Here is a 16,056-nt window from a genome sequence, read left to right as displayed (position 1 = left end):
TAAGGGAGCCTGCCATGCGCAAGTCGGCCCTGGTCCTTTTCCTGGCCTGCACGCCAGCGTTCGCGCAACTTGCGCCGGTCATCGTATCGGGCACCGTGCCCGACGAAGCGACCAGGGCGGCCATCTTGCAGCGGGCGCGGGCCCTGTATGGCGCTGCGCGGGTAGTCGACCAGCTTGCGGTCGGCAGCGTGGTGGCGCCGCCCAATTGGAGCGCGCATATGCAGAAGCTGCTTGCCGAGCCACTGAAGCAGGTGACCCAGGGCCAGTTGACGGTGGAAGGCAACCGGGTTGGAATCCGCGGCGATGTCGCGAACGAGGCGCTGCGGCAGCAGGTGGCCAGCGACCTTGCCAACAGCCTCAATCCAACCTATACGATCAGCAACGGCTTGCGCGTCAACGCCCCGGCGCAAAAGATGCTCGATACTGCTCTGGCTCGGCGCATCATCGAATTCGAAAGCGGGCAAGCGGTGCTTCGCCCTTCCGGCATGCTGATCCTCGACGAAATGGCGGCCGTCCTGGGACAGATCGGCGGCCGCAAGGTTGAAGTGATCGGCCACACGGACAATACCGGAACGCGTGAGGGCAACCTGTCGCTAAGCCTGGCCCGCGCCGGCGCGGTGCGCAGCTATCTTGCGGCCAAGGGCATTGCGGCAGCCAGCATCGCGGTTGCGGGTGCAGGCCCGGACCAGCCGGTGGCAGACAACGCCAGCCCAGAAGGGCGTGCGCGCAACCGGCGCATCGAGTTCCGGGTCGCGGACTAGGGCAGGGTCATGGCTAGGGTGGCCGGTCGCGGCGGCTGCCTGACAACGTCCTGGTAGGCCGCCAGCGTGGTACTGGTGGAACTGGCGAGCGAATAGCGCATGGCGCAGAAAGAGGCCAGTGCGGCCAGGGCGAAGACGCCGCCCGCGATCCAGAGCGGCGCATTGCTTTGCAGTTTGTGCGCGATATTGTCCGGCCGCGCGGCGCGCGGGGCAAAGCCCTTTTCCTTGCCGCGCAGGTGCGCTATCTCGTCCCCCAGGCGGGCAGTGAGGTAGGAAAGGCGGTCGGCATTGTCCAGGGCATAACGGCCCTTGAAGCCAAGCAGCAGGCACATATGGAATACCTGCAGCGCCTGCAGCCTTTCGCTGCCGCTGAGGCGAAGCTGTTCCAGCTTGTCGAAGAAATGCTCGCCCGCCAACTGGTCGCCGAACAGCAGCAACTGCAAGGGCCTGCGCTCCCAGGCGTCGCGCAAGGGAAATGCGGACGCCAGGATGGTCTCGTCCAGCGCGGCGCAGAAGGCGTACTTCGCGGCGTCGATGTCTTCGGCTGCGATGTGCAGTTCGCGTGCATGGCTGCCAAGTTCGTCGAGGAAGCTGCGGATGGCGGCGGCGAACTCGGTCTCGCCGGGAGGCGCGCTGCCGTGGCGCAGCAAGGACAGCATGTGGAAACCTTCGTGCATCAGGTCCACCAGGGCCGGGACGCGTTGTTGCGGGGGCGCGGCGCGCCGTTCGATGAAATGGCTCATGCCGTCACCACCAGCAGTTCAAGCCGCAGTTCCTTGATCCCCGCAGGGACATAGATGGAAATCGATTGCGCCTTGAGCATCTGCTCATACAGCACGCCGCGGTTTTCCAGCGCAAAGTAGCAGGTGTCGGGACGCACCGGAATGGCGGAAGGGACCTGCGGTGCGTGCACCAGTTTCACGCCCGGCATGGCGGAAAGCACGCATTGCTCCACGTCGTCCGGCGCACCGGCCTTGACGCGCAGCGGCACTGCCTCGACCAGCTCAAGTACCGGTATGGCCGCGGCAATGGCGAGATAGAGGGTGGCGCCGGCGCCGATCTTGCCCGAATCGAGTTTGCCGATGTGGTAGCCGGGTTTATCCTCGCGCAAGGCGACGGCGAAGTAGCGCGCCGATATCACCGTGTCGAGAAGCTCCCGGATCAGGGCATCGAGCTGCAGGAAAGGCGTGCTGGGGGCGGCATGGTCGTAGGAAGGCAGGGTGCCAAGGTGGACCAGGCGCGAGTACGTCATCAGCCCGCCGGCAAGGCCGAGCATGGCCTGGTACAGGCGTTCCGGATGGAGCGACGGGTGGCGCAGCAGGTGCAGCAAGGTTGCCGCCGACGTGGAGACCGTGTGCAGCAGCCAGAATGACGATACGTCGCCGCTGCGGAACTCGATCACATTGCGGCTCGGCTCCCGCATGTGGCCCTGCAAGGCGTTGACCTTGGCCTGCAGCGCGTCCATCAGCTGGTCGAGCAGGAGCTTGAGGCGCGGCGTCGCGTTGATGGACAGCGAGGGCGGCATGAAGGATGGATCGATCTCGAAGCAGCCGGATACGACGCGGCGCAGCCGCAGCAAGGGAAAACTGTCATAGGCGCCGCGGGGTTCGAGGTCCGATACCAGTCGCACCTGCTTGCGCAGGTAGGTCAGCCCGGCAGGCAGAGCATCGCTGAACAGGTCCGCCGTCTCGCGCTCGGACTGCTGGAAGCGGTCGGCGTCCTGCGATGGCAGGGCGGCGTGATAGCAGACTTCCTGCACCTCGGCCGGCACGCTGGCGAGGTCGATGGCTGGCGGCAGCGGGTCGCTGGCGGGAGCGTCGAATATCCCGCCTTCGGGGAAGATCGCGCGCAAGGCCAGCACGCGCAGCTTGCCGTTCACCAGTGCCGCCGTGTCCCACTCCACCGTTTGCACGCCCCACAGCATCGGCTGCGCGGCCAGAACGGTCGCGTGCATGCGCGCTTCGTGATAGCGGTCCTGCTGCTGGAAGTGTTGCGGACGCAGGAACAAGCCTTCGCTCCAGAGGATCTTTGCAGGTAGTGTCATGCCGGCCTCCTTGGTTGAGGTATCCATTAAAACTGGCCGCGTGCAGCCAGCGTTTGCGCGGGCGCAAACAGCGGCGCGGCGATGTCGGCGGCCTTTGAGACAACGCAATGGCGGGAATGCGCATCGATTCAATAATGGCCTTCACTTTGCGGAAGGAGAGAACGATGCGCAGATCATTGACCGCAGTATTGATTGGCGCGGCCACGCTGGCCGGATGCGCCGTTGATGCGCCGCTGCAGGGCGCCGACAGGGCCAGCCACCAGACACTGGAAAAAATGCTGGCAGATGCCGACCGCGCTGCTGCGGCGGGCCAGCATGAGAAATCGCACGCGGCGCTGAAGGCAGCCGCCACAAGCTACCCCGCCGAGAAAGCGCCCTGGCTGCAAATGGCGCAGATGCGATTTGACCGCGGCAATTACAGCGACGCCATCGTGCAAGCGCAGGAAGCGCTGCAGCGCGATCCAGCCGACAAACAAGCCCTCAGCATCATCGCCGTCGCCGGCCTGCGCCTGTCAACCCGTTCGCTGGCGGAACTGAACCAGCAAAGCAGCCTTGGCGGGTCGGTGCGCAGCGAAGCGCAGGAACTGGCGCGTACGCTGCGCAATACGCTCGGGGAAGACGTCCTGGTTCCAGTGGCCGGAAGTGCGCGCCAGCCGAAAAAGACGGCGCCTCCGATCAAGCTGCCGGCGTCGCGCTCGGCACCCAACCCTTCCACCACCGCCGATCCATTCGGCGCACTCAAATAAGGAGCAGGCAATGGCAAATCGTGACAGCGTGCAGAAGCGCCTGGCCAAAGTCCGCCCGCCACGCGTGCAGATGACCTACGACGTTGAAGTTGGCGGCGACTTGGAGAACAAGGAGTTGCCCTTCGTGGTCGGCGTCATGGGCGACTTTGGCGGCAACCCGGAGGTTCCGCAGAAGCGGCTGAAGGAGCGCAACTTCGTCAACATCGACAGCGACAACTTCGACGAGGTGCTGGCCGGCGTGAGCCCGGTGCTGAACTTCCAGGTGCAGAACCGCCTCGGCGGGCAGGGCGAGTTCCCGGTAGAGCTGCGCTTCGGATCGATGCAGGACTTTCGCCCGGAAGCCATCGTGCGCCAGGTCGAACCGCTTGGCAAGCTGCTGGAAGCGCGCAGCAAGCTGGCAGACCTGCGCAACAAGCTGGCCGGCAACGACAGGCTGGAGGACTTGCTGACGAACGTGCTGCAAAGCACTGAAAACCTGGCGGCCATCGCGCCCAAGGAGGACTGAATGAGCGCGCAAATGAAGGCTGCAGCGGCGAGTGCGATCGAAGATTGCGACCTGCTCGACCGTATCGTCGAGGAAAGCAGGGTAGCCAAATCCAGCAGCGAACACGAACGCGCCCGCGACATCATCGGCGAACTGGCGCGGCAGGTGGTCCAGGGCAGCGTGCAGCTGTCGCATAACCTGTCGGCTACCATCGATGCGCGCGTGGCTGAGCTGGACCGCGTGATCTCGGAGCAATTAAGCGCCATCATGCATGCGCCTGAATTCCAGAAGCTCGAACAAAGCTGGACCGGCCTGCATTACCTGGTGCGCAGCACTGCGACCGGGCCTACGCTGAAAATCCGTCTGCTGAACGCCACCAAGCGCGAACTGGTGCGTGACTTCCAGAGTGCGCTCGATTTCGACCAGAGCACCATCTTCAAGAAAGTCTACGAGGAGGAATTTGGCACCTTTGGTGGCTCACCTTATGCGGCGCTGCTGGGGGACTTCGAGATCTCGCGGCAGCCCGAGGATATCTACTTCATCGAACAGATGTCGCACCTGGCTGCCGCGGCGCACGCGCCATTCATCAGCGCCGCTTCGCCCGAGCTGTTCGGACTGGAGAGCTACGGCGACCTTGGCAAGCCGCGCGACCTGGCCAAGGTATTCGACACCGTGGAATACGCGAAGTGGAAAGCCTTCCGCGAATCCGAAGACGCGCGCTACGTCGGCCTGACGCTGCCGCGCTTCCTTGGCCGCATGCCTTTCAATCCGGTCGACGGCACCACGGTGGAAGGCTTCAACTTCGTGGAGGACGTGGATGGCCGCGATCACCACAAATACCTGTGGTGCAATGCCGCCTACGCCTTTGGCGCCAGGCTGACCAAGGCCCACGAGGAATTCGGCTGGTGCGCCGCCATCCGCGGCGTGGAGGGTGGCGGCCTGGTTGACGACCTGCCGACCCACACCTTCAAGACCGACGAAGGCGAGGTGGCGCTGAAATGCCCGACCGAAGTGGCCATCACCGACCGGCGCGAAAAGGAACTGAGCGACCTCGGTTTCATCTCCCTGGTCCACTGCAAGAACACCGCCTACGCCGCCTTCTTCGGCGCGCAATCGGCGCAGAAGGCCATGCGCTACAGTTCCGACGCGGCCAACGCCAATGCCGTGCTGTCCTCGCAACTGCAATACATCTTCGCCGTGTCGCGCATCGCGCACTACATGAAGGCCATGATGCGCGACAAGATCGGCAGCTTTGCAGCCGCTTCGAATGTAGAAGACTTCCTGAACCGCTGGCTGATGAAGTACGTGCTGCTGGACGATAACGCCAGCCAGGAACAGAAGGCGCAGTTCCCTCTGCGTGAAGCTTCGGTCCAGGTCAGCGAGGTGCCCGGGCGGCCAGGCGTGTTCCGCGCCGTCAGCTTCCTGCGCCCCCATTTTCAGCTCGACGAGCTGACCGTTTCCCTCCGCCTCGTGGCGGAACTGCCGCAAACCACCAACTACTGAGAAGGAGCATTGCAATGGCAATTGACGTGTACCTGCATATCGATGGCATCAAGGGGGAGTCGACCGATGACCGTCACAAGGACTGGATAGAATGCAAATCGGTCAGTTGGTCGGTGGAGCAACCGCGTTCGGCCACTTCTTCCACAGGTGGCGGCCATACGGCCGAACGCTGCGAGCACCGCGACGTGGTGATCACCAAGCTGGCCGACCTGGCTTCGCCGATCCTGCTGCAGACCTGCTCCGCAGGCCGCACCATTCCCAAGGCCAAGCTGGAATTCATGCGCGCCGATGCGCAGGGCGAGCGGGTCAAGTACTTTGAAATCGAACTCGATAACGTGCTCATTGGCGCTGTATCTCCATCGGTCAGCGAGGGCGACATCATGACCGAGGAGGTGGGATTCAAATTCTCGAAAGTGCGCTGGAAATACACGCAGCAGCGCGTTTCGGGCGGGATGGGCGGCAATACGTCCGGCGGCTGGGACCTGGCGACCAACCGTATTGCATGATTTTGGAGGGAGTTGCGGCTGCGGTGCGCACGTGCTGCAGCCGCTTTTTTGGGGAGGTGCGGCATGGAGGGTTACCGGCCAGGCTTGCTGGACCGTTTGCTGGGGAACCATCCTGGCGGGCGTTTCCTGACGCAGGAGCAGTTGAAGGAGAGCGTAGCGCGCGACCTGGAGGCGCTGCTCAACACGCGCAGCGCGCTGCCGCAGCAGCTGTTGCAGTCCTATCCGGAATGTGCGCGCTCGATCCTGAACTTCGGACTCGCCGATTTCGCCGGCTTGTCTCATAGCGGCAGCGAGGACAGTCAGCGCATCTGCGGCAGCATCCGCCAGGCAGTCGAACGCCACGAGCCGCGGCTGTGCAATGTGCAGGTTACGCTGGCCGAGCGCAGCGGCACCGTCAATCGCATCGACATCGTCATTTCCGGCATGTTGCGGGCAAATGGCGCCAACGAAGCCGTGAGCTTCAGCGCGGCCTTGCAACCGTCATCGCTGCATTATTCCATCAAGCGCGGAGCCATTGCATGAGCATTCAACTGAAAACCCTGATTGGAAAGCTGAACGACGCCTGCCGTACTGCCGCAACGCGCGCCGCCAATATTGCCATCGGCATGGGACACGGCGAAGTCGATGTCGAGCACCTCTTGCTTGCGCTGCTGGAGCAGCCGGAATGCGACCTGCTGGTCATTGCGCGCCGCAGCGACGTCAGCGCCACCGCGCTGGAAGCCGATTTGCGGTGCGAACTGGCCAGCGTCCGCATTGCCGCGACGCGCGTTCCGGTATTCGCGCGGCGCCTGCAGATAATGCTGGAACATGCCTGGCTGATTGCCTCGCTGGCGTTGCCGCAGCCGGACCAGGTGCGCAGTTGCCACCTGCTGCTCGCTCTTCTGACCGAGTCGGAACTGTCGCAGCAGGCGGCGCGGATCTCGGGCCTGTTCGCCCGCTTTCCGGTCGATGGGTTGAAGCACCGCATGGAAAAGTATGTTGCCGGTTCGGCAGAGGCGGCGGTGCCGGCCGCAACGCATGATGTTGGCGCGCAGCAGGCCGTGCCTCCCTCGTCGCCGGCGCTGGCACAGTACACGGTCAACCTGTGCCAACTGGCGCGCGACGGCAAGCTCGATCCTGTCGTCGGCCGCGCTGCGGAGGTAAGGCAACTGATGGACATCCTGCTGCGCCGGCGCCAGAACAACCCGATCCTGACCGGCGAAGCCGGCGTCGGCAAGACGGCCGTGGTGGAAGGACTGGCTTTGCGCATCGCAGCCGGCGAGGTGCCGCCGCCGTTGCGCAACGTTGCCTTGCACGCACTGGACCTGGCGCTGCTGCAGGCCGGCGCCAGCGTGCGCGGAGAGTTCGAAGCCCGCCTGAAAAACGTGATCGAGGAAGTGCGCCGCAGCCCGCACCCCATCGTTCTGTTCATCGACGAGGCGCACACCTTGATTGGCGCCGGCGGCAGCGCCGGGCAGGGCGATGCAGCCAACCTGCTGAAGCCGGTCCTGGCACGCGGCGAGATGCGCACGATTGCCGCGACGACCTGGAGCGAGTACAAACGCTATGTCGAGAAGGACGCCGCCCTGGCACGCCGCTTCCAGGTGGTCAAGGTCGAGGAGCCGGACGAAGAAACGGCCGCCGGCATGCTGCGGGCCATGGTGCCGCTGATGGAACGGCATTTCGGCGTGCGCGTGCGCGACGACGCCGTGACGGCGGCAGTGCGCCTGGCGCATCGCTACATCAACAGCCGCCAGCTGCCGGACAAGGCGGTCGGCGTGCTCGATACCGCGTGCGCCCGCGTGGCGCTGGGCCAGTGCGCATCGCCCGCCTTGCTGGAAGATGCAGCTTGCCAGATCGAACGGCTGTCGGTGCGCATCGCGGCGCTGGAACGCGATGCGGCAACTGCCGCCGATGCCGGGCCATCGGCACTGTCGGCATTGCGCGACGAGCGGGGCAGCCTCCAGGCCTGGCACGCGGAATTGGCCGCCCGCCATGAGCATGAGCGCGAACTGTGCGCCCGGGTGATGGCGCTGCGCCACGAGGGCGATGCCGCCGCTGCGGTGAGCGCGCAACAGGAGCTGAACGCAATCCAGCGCGAGTCTCCCCTGGTTCCGCTGGAGGTTGACCGCCACGTCGTGGCCGGTGTGGTCGCTGCATGGACCGGAATCCCGGTAGGCCGCATGCTGCGCGACGAAATCCGCGCCGTGCAGCAGCTCAAGCCTGCGCTGGAGTCGCGCGTGCTGGGGCAGCCGCACGCCGTCGAGACCATTGTGCAGCGCATGCGCACTGCGCGTGCCGGGCTTGATGATCCGCGCAAGCCCAAGGGCGTTTTCCTTCTGACGGGTCCCTCCGGAGTAGGCAAGACGGAAACCGCACTGGCATTGGCCGACCTCCTGTACGGCGGCGAGCGCAAGCTGGTGACCATCAACATGAGCGAATACCAGGAGGCGCATAGTGTGGCAGGCCTGAAAGGTTCCCCGCCCGGATATATCGGTTATGGCGAGGGCGGGGTGCTGACCGAGGCGGTGCGGCGCAACCCCTACTGCGTGGTGCTGCTCGACGAGGCCGACAAGGCGCACCCGGACGTGCTGGAACTTTTCTATCAAGTGTTCGACCGGGGCATGCTGGAGGACTCGGAAGGGCAGATGGTCGACTTCAGCAACGCGGTCATCGTCCTGACGTCCAACCTCGGGTCGGGCGCCATCATGCAGGCCTGCCTGAACCGGGGCGAGGCGCCGCTGCCGACGCCTGAGGAACTCGACGCGCTGCTGCGGCCGCAGCTGGTGCGGCATTTCAAGCCGGCCTTCCTCGGACGCCTGCAAGTGGTGCCCTACTATCCGATTTCGGATGAAGCCCTGGCCCAGGTCATTGCGCTGAAGCTGGGCCGGATCGGCCAGCGCATCGGCGAAAACCACCACGCCGAATTCTGCTGGGACGATGCGCTGGTGCAGGCAGTGCTGGCACGCTGCACCGAGACCGATTCCGGCGCCCGCAATATCGACAGCATCCTGCACGGCAGCTTGCTGCCGGGCGTGGCCGATATGCTGCTGGCGCGCATGGCGGAAGGCATGCCGGTGACGAAGGTGAAGGCGGGCGTAACGCGCCAGGGCCAGTTCAGGATTAGCGCCAAATAAGGAGGCCGTATGTTCACGAATGAGGACTTGCTGGTGCCGCTCAGCGTCGCCCAGCCTTGCGGCGAGGATGTCTCGTTTGATGCCTGCATGGACGCCATAGCTGCGGCAAGGCGGCAGGACGATCCCACGCTGGAGCAGGGCGAATGGGCGACACCGCTGCATAGCGCGGACTGGCCGCTGGTGGCCAGCCGCTGCGCCGAGTTGCTGCGCTCACGCAGCAAGGACTTGCGGCTGGCTGCGTGGCTGGCGGAGGCGCGCGCACACACCCACGGCATGCGCGGCCTGGGCGATGGCTTCCTGCTGCTGGCCGGCTTGTGCGAACGCTTCTGGGAGCATGTGCATCCCTTGCCGGAGGATGGCGAGCATGAGCTGCGCAGCGGCAACCTGGCGTGGCTGCTGGGGCGCACGCCGGCGCTGGTGAAAGACTTCCCGCCAGTCAGCGATGCGGATGCTGGCCTGCAGGATGCGCGCCATTGCCTGGCTGCCTTGCAGCAGCTGCAGGAAGCGGTCGACGCCCGCCTTGGCGCGGCCGGCCCGGCGTTCGGGCCGGCACGGGATGCGGTGCAAAGAGCAGTCGACGATGCAGCGCGCAGGCTGCCCTCGGCCGACAGCGCGGCAGGCAGCGGCGCGGCCAGCGGGAGCATGGTCGTCGCCAGCGTGGGCGTGCAAAGCCTGCCGGCGATGCCGCAGACCCGCGAGCACGCACTGGCGCAATTGCGACTGGTGGCTGAATTCTTCCGTCGCACCGAGCCGCACAGCCCCGTCGCCTACCTGGCGGAGAAGGCCGCCAACTGGGGCAGCCTGCCGCTGCACGAATGGCTGCGCGCCGTGGTCAAGGACCCGGCGCAGATCGCGCAGCTGGACGAACTGCTGGGCGCCGCGCCGCCGGCCTAGTGTATGATCCGCGGCATGAACAGCCTGCCGCGCCGACTTCTTTGCAGCACTTGCCTGCGCCCTGCCGCCACCTGCATCTGCCATTGGGCGGCGCCGGTGGCCAGCACGGTCGAGGTCCTGATCCTGCAGCATCCCATGGAAGTGAGCAACGCCAAGGGCAGTGCACGCCTGCTGCATCTTTGCCTGCCTGGCAGCCGCATGGAAGTTGGCGAACAGTTTGATGAAGCCGCGCTGCAGGACCTGCTCGAGGCAGGCGGCCGCCAGCCGGTGCTGCTGTACCCCGACACGCCAGGCGACCGTTCGCACGGCATCGCGCCGCCGCCGCAGTTCAATGCCGTGCTGGCGCCGGCGCAAGTCCGGCTGGTGGTGCTGGACGCCACCTGGCGCAAGAGCCGCAAGATGCTGTACCTGAACCCGGCGCTGCAAGCCCTGCCGCGCCTTCCGCTGCGCGACACGCCGCCATCGCATTACCTGATCCGCAAGGCGCACGCGCCGGACCAGCTCTCGACGCTGGAAGCAAGCTGCTACGCGCTGGCGCAGCTGGAGGGCACGGAGCAAGGCTACCAGTGCGTCATCGCGGCCTTCGACGGCTTCGTCGCGCAGCAGCAAGCGCAGGCTGCGCGCGGCAGCGCGGCTAGCTGAGAAGCTTCAGGCCCGGCGGCAGCGCCTCGCCCAGCATGCGCTGCTCGCTGGCCTGGTCGAGCTGGACAACCTCGCGCACCATGGCCGGCCAGCCTGGCGGCGCTCCCGCAGCCTGCAGCCGGCGCACGACTTCGAGGCGCAGGGCATCGCTGATATCGCGTGAACGGTCGCCGGTCATGCGCGCCAGGTGGGCTGCTGCGAAGCCCGCCGGCTCCACCTTGCGCCAGTCCAGCAGCATGACCGCCTGCAGCCACTGCTCCACCGTTTCGACCGGCGCCACGTCATGTGCGCTGCCGTGGAATGGCCGGCGTGCGCCGACACGGCCCAGCGCCCAGAGATAACGGGTTTGCGCGGCGAGACTCCTTGCTTTCCCCAGCTCCCCCACCATCCAGTTGCCGATTTCCGCCTTGTAGGCCGATGGAATGCGCTCCAGCGAAGCGCCCAGGCGCAGCATGTCTTCTTCGCTGCCGTTGACCAGGGTGACGGGACGGCGGCCGCGTTCACTGGCGTCGGCCTGCAGGTTGAAGGCGAAATCGTCCAGCAGGCGCAGTTGGGCCGCTGGCGGCAGACCGCCCGATGCGCGGCGCCACAGTGTCCACCACTCGGCGCAGACCTGGTTGTCCTTGTGGTTTTGCACACCGGTGTCGAACATCGCCCAGAGCTGTTCGATGCGCCATTCGTCCAGCGGATGGCCGAAGCCCGGCCGCAGGCTGTAGCCGGCAAGGTTCATCCACGTGCGTTCATGCTCCGCCGACCGGCGGCGACCCTTGGCGCGTTCCAGCAGGGCATCGAACAGGCGGCGCAGCACGGGCGTTGCCCAGCGTTCGCGGCTGCCGAGAAGGTGTTCGAGCTGGCCGCGCAGCTGGCGCACTTCCCTGGCGTCGACCTGTTGCGCGCGGCTGCCGAAGATGCGGTCGATCTTCTCCAGCGCTTCGGGCAGGCGAACCGGCAGGGGAGCTGCCGCGGCGTCATCGTCATCGGCATCGTTGGCGTCGGCTGCCGCCGTGGCGTCCGCGCCGTGTTCGCGCAGCTGGAATTCGAGCTGCCAGCGCTGGCCGTTGCCTTCGCAATGCACTTCCAGCGTGCCCACTTCAGTCAGCGAGGCCGCCAGCTGCACGGTGATTTCCTTGCGCGCGTTGGCGTCCTTGCTGTCGCGTAGCACGGTGGCAATGGCCGGCAGCGCGGTCAGCTCGCCAGGCGCCAGGTCGGCGACCTCGCCCGCTTGCGGTGGCACGGCATCGGCCAGCGTTGTGGCGATGTGGAAGCGCACCGGGCGTCCGAGCCGCAGCGCGAAGCTGCGATCGGCGAGGCGCACTTCATGGCCGCTGGCGGAGCCGCGCGGCAGCAGGCAGACGGCGCGGCGCGTTACGCCCGGAGCGCGGGCATTATCGAGCAGCAGCCAATAGCTGCGCGGAGAACCGCCGGCGATGGCGGGCGCCATGCCTTGCCGGCCCAGCGCATAGGCGACGCCGCCGCGCGCGACCGCGACATCGGGATCGTCATTGTGCAGCACGCGCACAGGCTGGCCGCGCCACGCCGACAGCGTGTCGGCCAGGCGCGCGGCCAGCCTGGCGGCGCGGAATACGCCCCCGTTCAGCAGCAGCGTGTCGGGGACGGCAAGCTTGCCGTCGTCCGGCACTCCCAATGCTTCGCGCGCGGCGCCAGCGTGCTGGCGCAGGAAGCTGGCGAGGTGGCGCGTTATGGCCGGGTCGCTGGCGTAAGGCAGGCCGAATTCGACGATGCCGCCGCGCTTGGACTGCGCGAGCTGCTGGGTTTCGTTGAGGGGGAAGAAGCCGTCCAGCACAATGCGCTCGACGTCTGCGCGCAGCAGCGCGACGGAGCGGCTGCCGCCGATCAGTTTTGAGCCGGAGCCGAGCAAAGTGACCGCGGCTTGCTCCGGTGCGTCGGCCGCGAGCAGGATTTCTTTCGCCGCGCGGCAGCGTTCCGTGAGCTGCGCCAGGCGCGCCGCGGAAAGGCGCTGCGGGGGCGCCGCGCCGCTGCCGTCGCCACCCAGGCGTTGTTCGGCCAGGTGGGCCAGCGCCAGGTCCATATTGTCGCCGCCGAGGATCAGGTGGTTGCCGACGCCGATGCGGGTCAATTGCGGTTCGCCGCCGGCCATCTCGACCTTGACCAGGGTGAAGTCGGTAGTGCCGCCGCCGACGTCGGCGACCAGGACCAGGCGCGCCTGGGCCAGGTCCTGCGCCAGCGTTGCACGGTGGCGATACAGCCAGTCATACAGGGCCGCCTGCGGTTCTTCCAGCAGGCGCACGGCCGGCAAGCCCGCCATGCGCGCCGCTTCCAGCGTGAGCGCGCGCGCGCCCTCGTCGAACGATGCGGGAATGGTCAGCACCAGCTGCTGATGCTCCAGCGGCGCGTGGGGAAAGCGCGCATTCCAGGCCGCCCGCAGGTGCGCGAGATAGCTCGCACTGGCCGCCACCGGCGAAACGCGCTCGACGTCGTCCGCGGCGCCCCAGGGCAGGATCGGCGCCATGCGATCGACGCCGGTGTGGGACAGCCAGCTCTTGGCGCTGGCGACCAGCCGGCCCGGCACCTGTCCGCCCAGCTTGCGTGCCAGACGGCCAATGACCGCTGCGGGCGGCGCGTCCGCCACGGCCGGCTCCGGCCACGGCAACTGCAACTCGCCCGCGGCAAATTCGCCGCTGGCAGGGTGATAACGGGAGGAGGGCAGCAGCACGGCGCTGCCAACCTCGCCGGGCGCGATGAGTTGTTCGACTTCGAGCAACTGCACGTCGCCGCCCGGCGCGGCATAGGCAAGCACCGAATTCGTGGTGCCCAGGTCGATGCTGACCAGGTACCGCGTCATTGGCCTTCGCCGGCGCCGCGCACGTCGAATTCGACCTTCCAGCGCTGGCCATCCCGCGCCACTGCCAGCAGTTCCAGGGTGCCGGACTCGCTGGCGCAGGCATGCAGGCGCACTTGCACCACTTCGCCAACGGAACGGCCTTCCGGCGACAGCGTGGCCTGGATTTCGTTCAGCTCAATCAGTTCTTCCGGTCCCCAGAAATCGAGCACGGCGCCGATCTGGTCCTGGCGGCGCACGGAAGAACCGAAGAAGCGGAAGTGCACCGGCTCGCCGACCACGAGGCCAAATTCCTGGCCCGGCAGTTCCAGCTCGCTGCCTTCTTCCATGCCGAACGGTGCAACGCACAGCGCCTGGATCGGCGGCTCCATGCCCGGAATGGCCGGCATCGACGATTCCACCGCAACGTAATAGGAACGCGCCGTGCCGCCGCGAATGCGTACCCCGGCGCCGAGTCGCACGTAGCTGTAATAGGCCGCGCCGCGTGCGACGGCCAGGTCCAGGTCTGCGCCGTCCAGCATGCGCGCCGGTTCCGCGCCTTCCATGGACAGCCATTCGTTGATGGTTTCCATCACACGATTGGCCAGCAGTTCGGATTTGAACACGCCGCCGTTGAACAGCACCGCGCTAGGATGCAGGAAGGTATGGGCCGGATTGGCGGCAAAGCCTTCAAGTTCCGCCGTAGCACCTGCCTGGCGCGCCAGGAAAGCTGCCAGGTGCCTGGTGATCGCCGCGTCCTGCGCGTAAGGCAGGCCAAGCTGGGTCAGACCGGCGCGGGAACGCACGGCGGGGCGCGCGGAAGCTTCCACTTTCGGGAAGAAACCGTCGGTGATGAAGGCCGTGACTTCAGAGCGCGTCAGTTCGGTGCGGATCGAGCCGCCGATCAGCTTCGAGCCGCGGCTTGGCACCACGATAGGCCAGGTTTCGGCTTGGGCGTTGGCCAGCAGGTTTTCCTTGGCCGCGCGGCAGCCGTAGGTCAGCGCGCGCATCTGCCAGGCGTCAAGCTGGGTGCCGTTGGCAGCCAGCTTGCGCGCGACCAGGTGAGCCAGCGCCAGGTCCATATTGTCGCCGCCCAGCAGGATGTGGTCGCCCACGGCCACCCGGTGCGGCTCCAGCTTGCCGTCGCGCTCGAGAATGGCGATCAGCGAGAAGTCGCTGGTACCGCCGCCCACGTCCACCACCAGGATGACGTCGCCCGGCTTGACTTCCTTGCGCCAGCGGCCATCGCTGCTCTGGATCCAGCTGTACAGCGCCGACTGCGGCTCTTCCAGCAGGGTGACGTTCTCGTAGCCGGCGGCGCGAGCCGCTTCGGCAGTGAGTTCTCGCGCGGCCGGGTCGAACGATGCAGGAATGGTGACCGTGACTGCCTGCTGCGTGAACGGCGCGTCCGGATGGGCGTTGTCCCATGCAGCGCGCAGGTGTTTCAGGTAGCGGGTCGAAGCCTCCAGCGGCGACACACGCGACACCTCTTCCGGCGCGTCATGTGGCAGGATGGCTGCGCGGCGATCCACGCCAGGGTGGCACAGCCAGCTCTTGGCGCTCGACACCAAACGGATCGGCGTGGTGGCGCCGCGGCTGCGGGCCATTTCGCCCGTCACTGCGGGCGTCCCGTCGGCAGCAGCCCAGGGCAGGGCCAGTTCGCCGGCCGCCAGCTCGTCCGGATGCGGCAGGTAGAGGAAGCTTGGCAGCAGCGGCAGTTCTTCTACCGTGCCTGGCGCGGTGAGCTGGGGCACGCCCAGCACGCCATGCCTGGTTTTCTCGCCATCGCTGCCCGCCAGTTCAACGTAGGACAGCGCGCTGTGGGTGGTGCCAAGGTCGATGCCGATGGCAAAACGCGGATCGCTCACAATTCCACCTCGGCCGGTGCCAATACCTTGGCGTCATGCGTTTCCGCCAGTTTCGGCAGGCGCACGCTGGAGGCGCGCCAGCCGCGATGGCTCAGGGTGCCGGTGAACGGCGCCTTGCCGACCACATTGCCGGTCAGGCGCACGGCGGATGCATCGAAGCCTTCCGGCAGCGTCACGCGGCTGCCTTCCGCTTCGGAGCGGATGGCATCGATCGTGAAGTGCTCGCGCAGCACCTTGGAGCAGCCTTCATGCACCACGCGGGCAGCGGCGCCGATGTCGGCATCCGAATAGCCGGACAGGTTTTCCTGCGTGAAGTCGATCAGGCGGGCTTCGCGCTGGAACAGGGACAGGAGCTGCAGTGCTGCGTCGGGTGTGGCTTCGCGCAGGGGCGCGGCGGCTGGCACTGGGGCGGCGACTGGTGCAGGTGCTGATGCGGCAGTCGGAGCCGCCGCGGGGCCCACGCTGTCGTCACGCACGCGGGCGGCGAATTCAGCATCGCCCAGGGTTTTGAAAAAGGCGCCAAAGGCGAGGGAAATCCTGCTCCCAAAGGAGGGCAGATTGGTGGTTTTGCTCATGTTATTGCTCTTTGAATGTCGGGGGATATCCCGGAGAAGTGCGCATGATACCAGCTTGGCTTGCAGCCTTGGCGCAGGCGGATTAGAATACTGTATGTATATACAGTGATGCTTCGG

The 16,056-nt window shown here is 66.5% G+C and carries 14 protein-coding genes; 9 read left to right on the top strand and 5 right to left on the bottom strand.

What is annotated here, in order from left to right; all coding sequences use genetic code 11:
* Positions 1 to 14 precede the first annotated feature (14 nt).
* Positions 15 to 761: an OmpA family protein gene (locus ACN9MW_RS22875; protein ID WP_426162994.1), complete on the top strand. Its 747-nt coding sequence runs from the start codon at positions 15 to 17 to the stop codon at positions 759 to 761.
* Here the strand turns inward: ACN9MW_RS22875 and icmH are convergent.
* Together icmH and tssK are read right to left on the bottom strand one after the other, a co-directional pair.
* Positions 758 to 1,504 (bottom strand): type IVB secretion system protein IcmH/DotU, encoded by a 747-nt coding sequence (icmH, locus tag ACN9MW_RS22870; protein WP_426162992.1) that lies wholly within the window; start codon positions 1,502 to 1,504, stop codon positions 758 to 760. The two genes, ACN9MW_RS22875 and icmH, sit on opposite strands and share 4 nt — an antisense overlap.
* Positions 1,501 to 2,805, bottom strand: a complete 1,305-nt coding sequence (tssK, locus tag ACN9MW_RS22865) for a type VI secretion system baseplate subunit TssK (protein WP_426162990.1) — start codon at positions 2,803 to 2,805, stop codon at positions 1,501 to 1,503. The genes icmH and tssK overlap by 4 nt, the downstream gene beginning before the upstream one ends.
* Positions 2,806 to 2,969: 164 nt before the next feature.
* Between tssK and ACN9MW_RS22860 the strand changes: the two genes are divergently transcribed.
* From ACN9MW_RS22860 to ACN9MW_RS22825, 8 genes are all read left to right on the top strand, one after another.
* Positions 2,970 to 3,551, top strand: coding sequence for a tetratricopeptide repeat protein (locus tag ACN9MW_RS22860; RefSeq protein WP_426162988.1), 582 nt, complete (start codon positions 2,970 to 2,972; stop codon positions 3,549 to 3,551).
* Positions 3,552 to 3,561: 10 nt separating this feature from the next.
* Positions 3,562 to 4,056, top strand: a complete 495-nt coding sequence (tssB, locus tag ACN9MW_RS22855) for a type VI secretion system contractile sheath small subunit (RefSeq protein WP_426162985.1) — start codon at positions 3,562 to 3,564, stop codon at positions 4,054 to 4,056.
* Positions 4,057 to 5,538, top strand: a complete 1,482-nt coding sequence (tssC, locus tag ACN9MW_RS22850) for a type VI secretion system contractile sheath large subunit (RefSeq protein WP_426162983.1) — start codon at positions 4,057 to 4,059, stop codon at positions 5,536 to 5,538.
* A gap of 14 nt (positions 5,539 to 5,552) precedes the next feature.
* Positions 5,553 to 6,044 (top strand): Hcp family type VI secretion system effector, encoded by a 492-nt coding sequence (locus ACN9MW_RS22845; RefSeq protein ID WP_426162981.1) that lies wholly within the window; start codon positions 5,553 to 5,555, stop codon positions 6,042 to 6,044.
* A gap of 63 nt (positions 6,045 to 6,107) precedes the next feature.
* A complete protein-coding gene (tssE, locus tag ACN9MW_RS22840) occupies positions 6,108 to 6,566 on the top strand; it encodes a type VI secretion system baseplate subunit TssE (protein WP_426162979.1) in 459 nt (152 codons plus the stop codon).
* Positions 6,563 to 9,160, top strand: a complete 2,598-nt coding sequence (gene tssH / locus ACN9MW_RS22835) for a type VI secretion system ATPase TssH (protein WP_426162976.1) — start codon at positions 6,563 to 6,565, stop codon at positions 9,158 to 9,160. The genes tssE and tssH overlap by 4 nt, the downstream gene beginning before the upstream one ends.
* Positions 9,161 to 9,169: 9 nt before the next feature.
* Positions 9,170 to 10,054: a type VI secretion system protein TssA gene (tssA, locus tag ACN9MW_RS22830; RefSeq protein WP_426162974.1), complete on the top strand. Its 885-nt coding sequence runs from the start codon at positions 9,170 to 9,172 to the stop codon at positions 10,052 to 10,054.
* 15 nt (positions 10,055 to 10,069) lie between these two features.
* Positions 10,070 to 10,696: a tRNA-uridine aminocarboxypropyltransferase gene (locus ACN9MW_RS22825; RefSeq protein ID WP_426162972.1), complete on the top strand. Its 627-nt coding sequence runs from the start codon at positions 10,070 to 10,072 to the stop codon at positions 10,694 to 10,696.
* On the opposite strand, the gene ACN9MW_RS22820 is transcribed toward ACN9MW_RS22825, so the two are convergent.
* From ACN9MW_RS22820 to ACN9MW_RS22810, 3 genes are read right to left on the bottom strand one after another with little or no spacing between them, the layout of a single operon-like run.
* Positions 10,689 to 13,520, bottom strand: coding sequence for an Hsp70 family protein (locus ACN9MW_RS22820; protein WP_426162970.1), 2,832 nt, complete (start codon positions 13,518 to 13,520; stop codon positions 10,689 to 10,691). The genes ACN9MW_RS22825 and ACN9MW_RS22820 overlap by 8 nt on opposite strands.
* Positions 13,517 to 15,364: an Hsp70 family protein gene (locus ACN9MW_RS22815; RefSeq protein ID WP_426162968.1), complete on the bottom strand. Its 1,848-nt coding sequence runs from the start codon at positions 15,362 to 15,364 to the stop codon at positions 13,517 to 13,519. The genes ACN9MW_RS22820 and ACN9MW_RS22815 overlap by 4 nt, the downstream gene beginning before the upstream one ends.
* Positions 15,361 to 15,939 (bottom strand): DUF2760 domain-containing protein, encoded by a 579-nt coding sequence (locus ACN9MW_RS22810; protein ID WP_426162966.1) that lies wholly within the window; start codon positions 15,937 to 15,939, stop codon positions 15,361 to 15,363. Before ACN9MW_RS22810 ends, ACN9MW_RS22815 begins: the two co-directional genes overlap by 4 nt.
* Positions 15,940 to 16,056 lie beyond the last annotated feature (117 nt).

This window comes from Pseudoduganella sp. R-34 (assembly GCF_049904655.1).
In the GTDB taxonomy this organism is placed as follows: Bacteria; Pseudomonadota; Gammaproteobacteria; order Burkholderiales; family Burkholderiaceae_D; genus Rugamonas.
Note: the sequence above shows the minus strand (reverse complement) of the source record. Positions and strands in the feature narration are given on the sequence as shown.

Bases quoted from the DNA above. Each gene is read 5' to 3' on its own strand.
- tssA (WP_426162974.1), top strand. From the start codon at position 9,170: ATGTTCACGAATGAGGACTTGCTGGTGCCGCTCAGCGTCGCCCAGCCT.
- ACN9MW_RS22875 (WP_426162994.1), top strand. From the start codon at position 15: ATGCGCAAGTCGGCCCTGGTCCTTTTCCTGGCCTGCACGCCAGCGTTC.
- ACN9MW_RS22845 (WP_426162981.1), top strand. From the start codon at position 5,553: ATGGCAATTGACGTGTACCTGCATATCGATGGCATCAAGGGGGAGTCG.
- tssB (WP_426162985.1), top strand. From the start codon at position 3,562: ATGGCAAATCGTGACAGCGTGCAGAAGCGCCTGGCCAAAGTCCGCCCG.
- ACN9MW_RS22810 (WP_426162966.1), bottom strand. From the start codon at position 15,939: ATGAGCAAAACCACCAATCTGCCCTCCTTTGGGAGCAGGATTTCCCTC.
- ACN9MW_RS22825 (WP_426162972.1), top strand. From the start codon at position 10,070: ATGAACAGCCTGCCGCGCCGACTTCTTTGCAGCACTTGCCTGCGCCCT.
- tssC (WP_426162983.1), top strand. From the start codon at position 4,057: ATGAGCGCGCAAATGAAGGCTGCAGCGGCGAGTGCGATCGAAGATTGC.
- tssE (WP_426162979.1), top strand. From the start codon at position 6,108: ATGGAGGGTTACCGGCCAGGCTTGCTGGACCGTTTGCTGGGGAACCAT.
- ACN9MW_RS22860 (WP_426162988.1), top strand. From the start codon at position 2,970: ATGCGCAGATCATTGACCGCAGTATTGATTGGCGCGGCCACGCTGGCC.
- tssK (WP_426162990.1), bottom strand. From the start codon at position 2,805: ATGACACTACCTGCAAAGATCCTCTGGAGCGAAGGCTTGTTCCTGCGT.
- tssH (WP_426162976.1), top strand. From the start codon at position 6,563: ATGAGCATTCAACTGAAAACCCTGATTGGAAAGCTGAACGACGCCTGC.
- icmH (WP_426162992.1), bottom strand. From the start codon at position 1,504: ATGAGCCATTTCATCGAACGGCGCGCCGCGCCCCCGCAACAACGCGTC.
- ACN9MW_RS22820 (WP_426162970.1), bottom strand. From the start codon at position 13,520: ATGACGCGGTACCTGGTCAGCATCGACCTGGGCACCACGAATTCGGTG.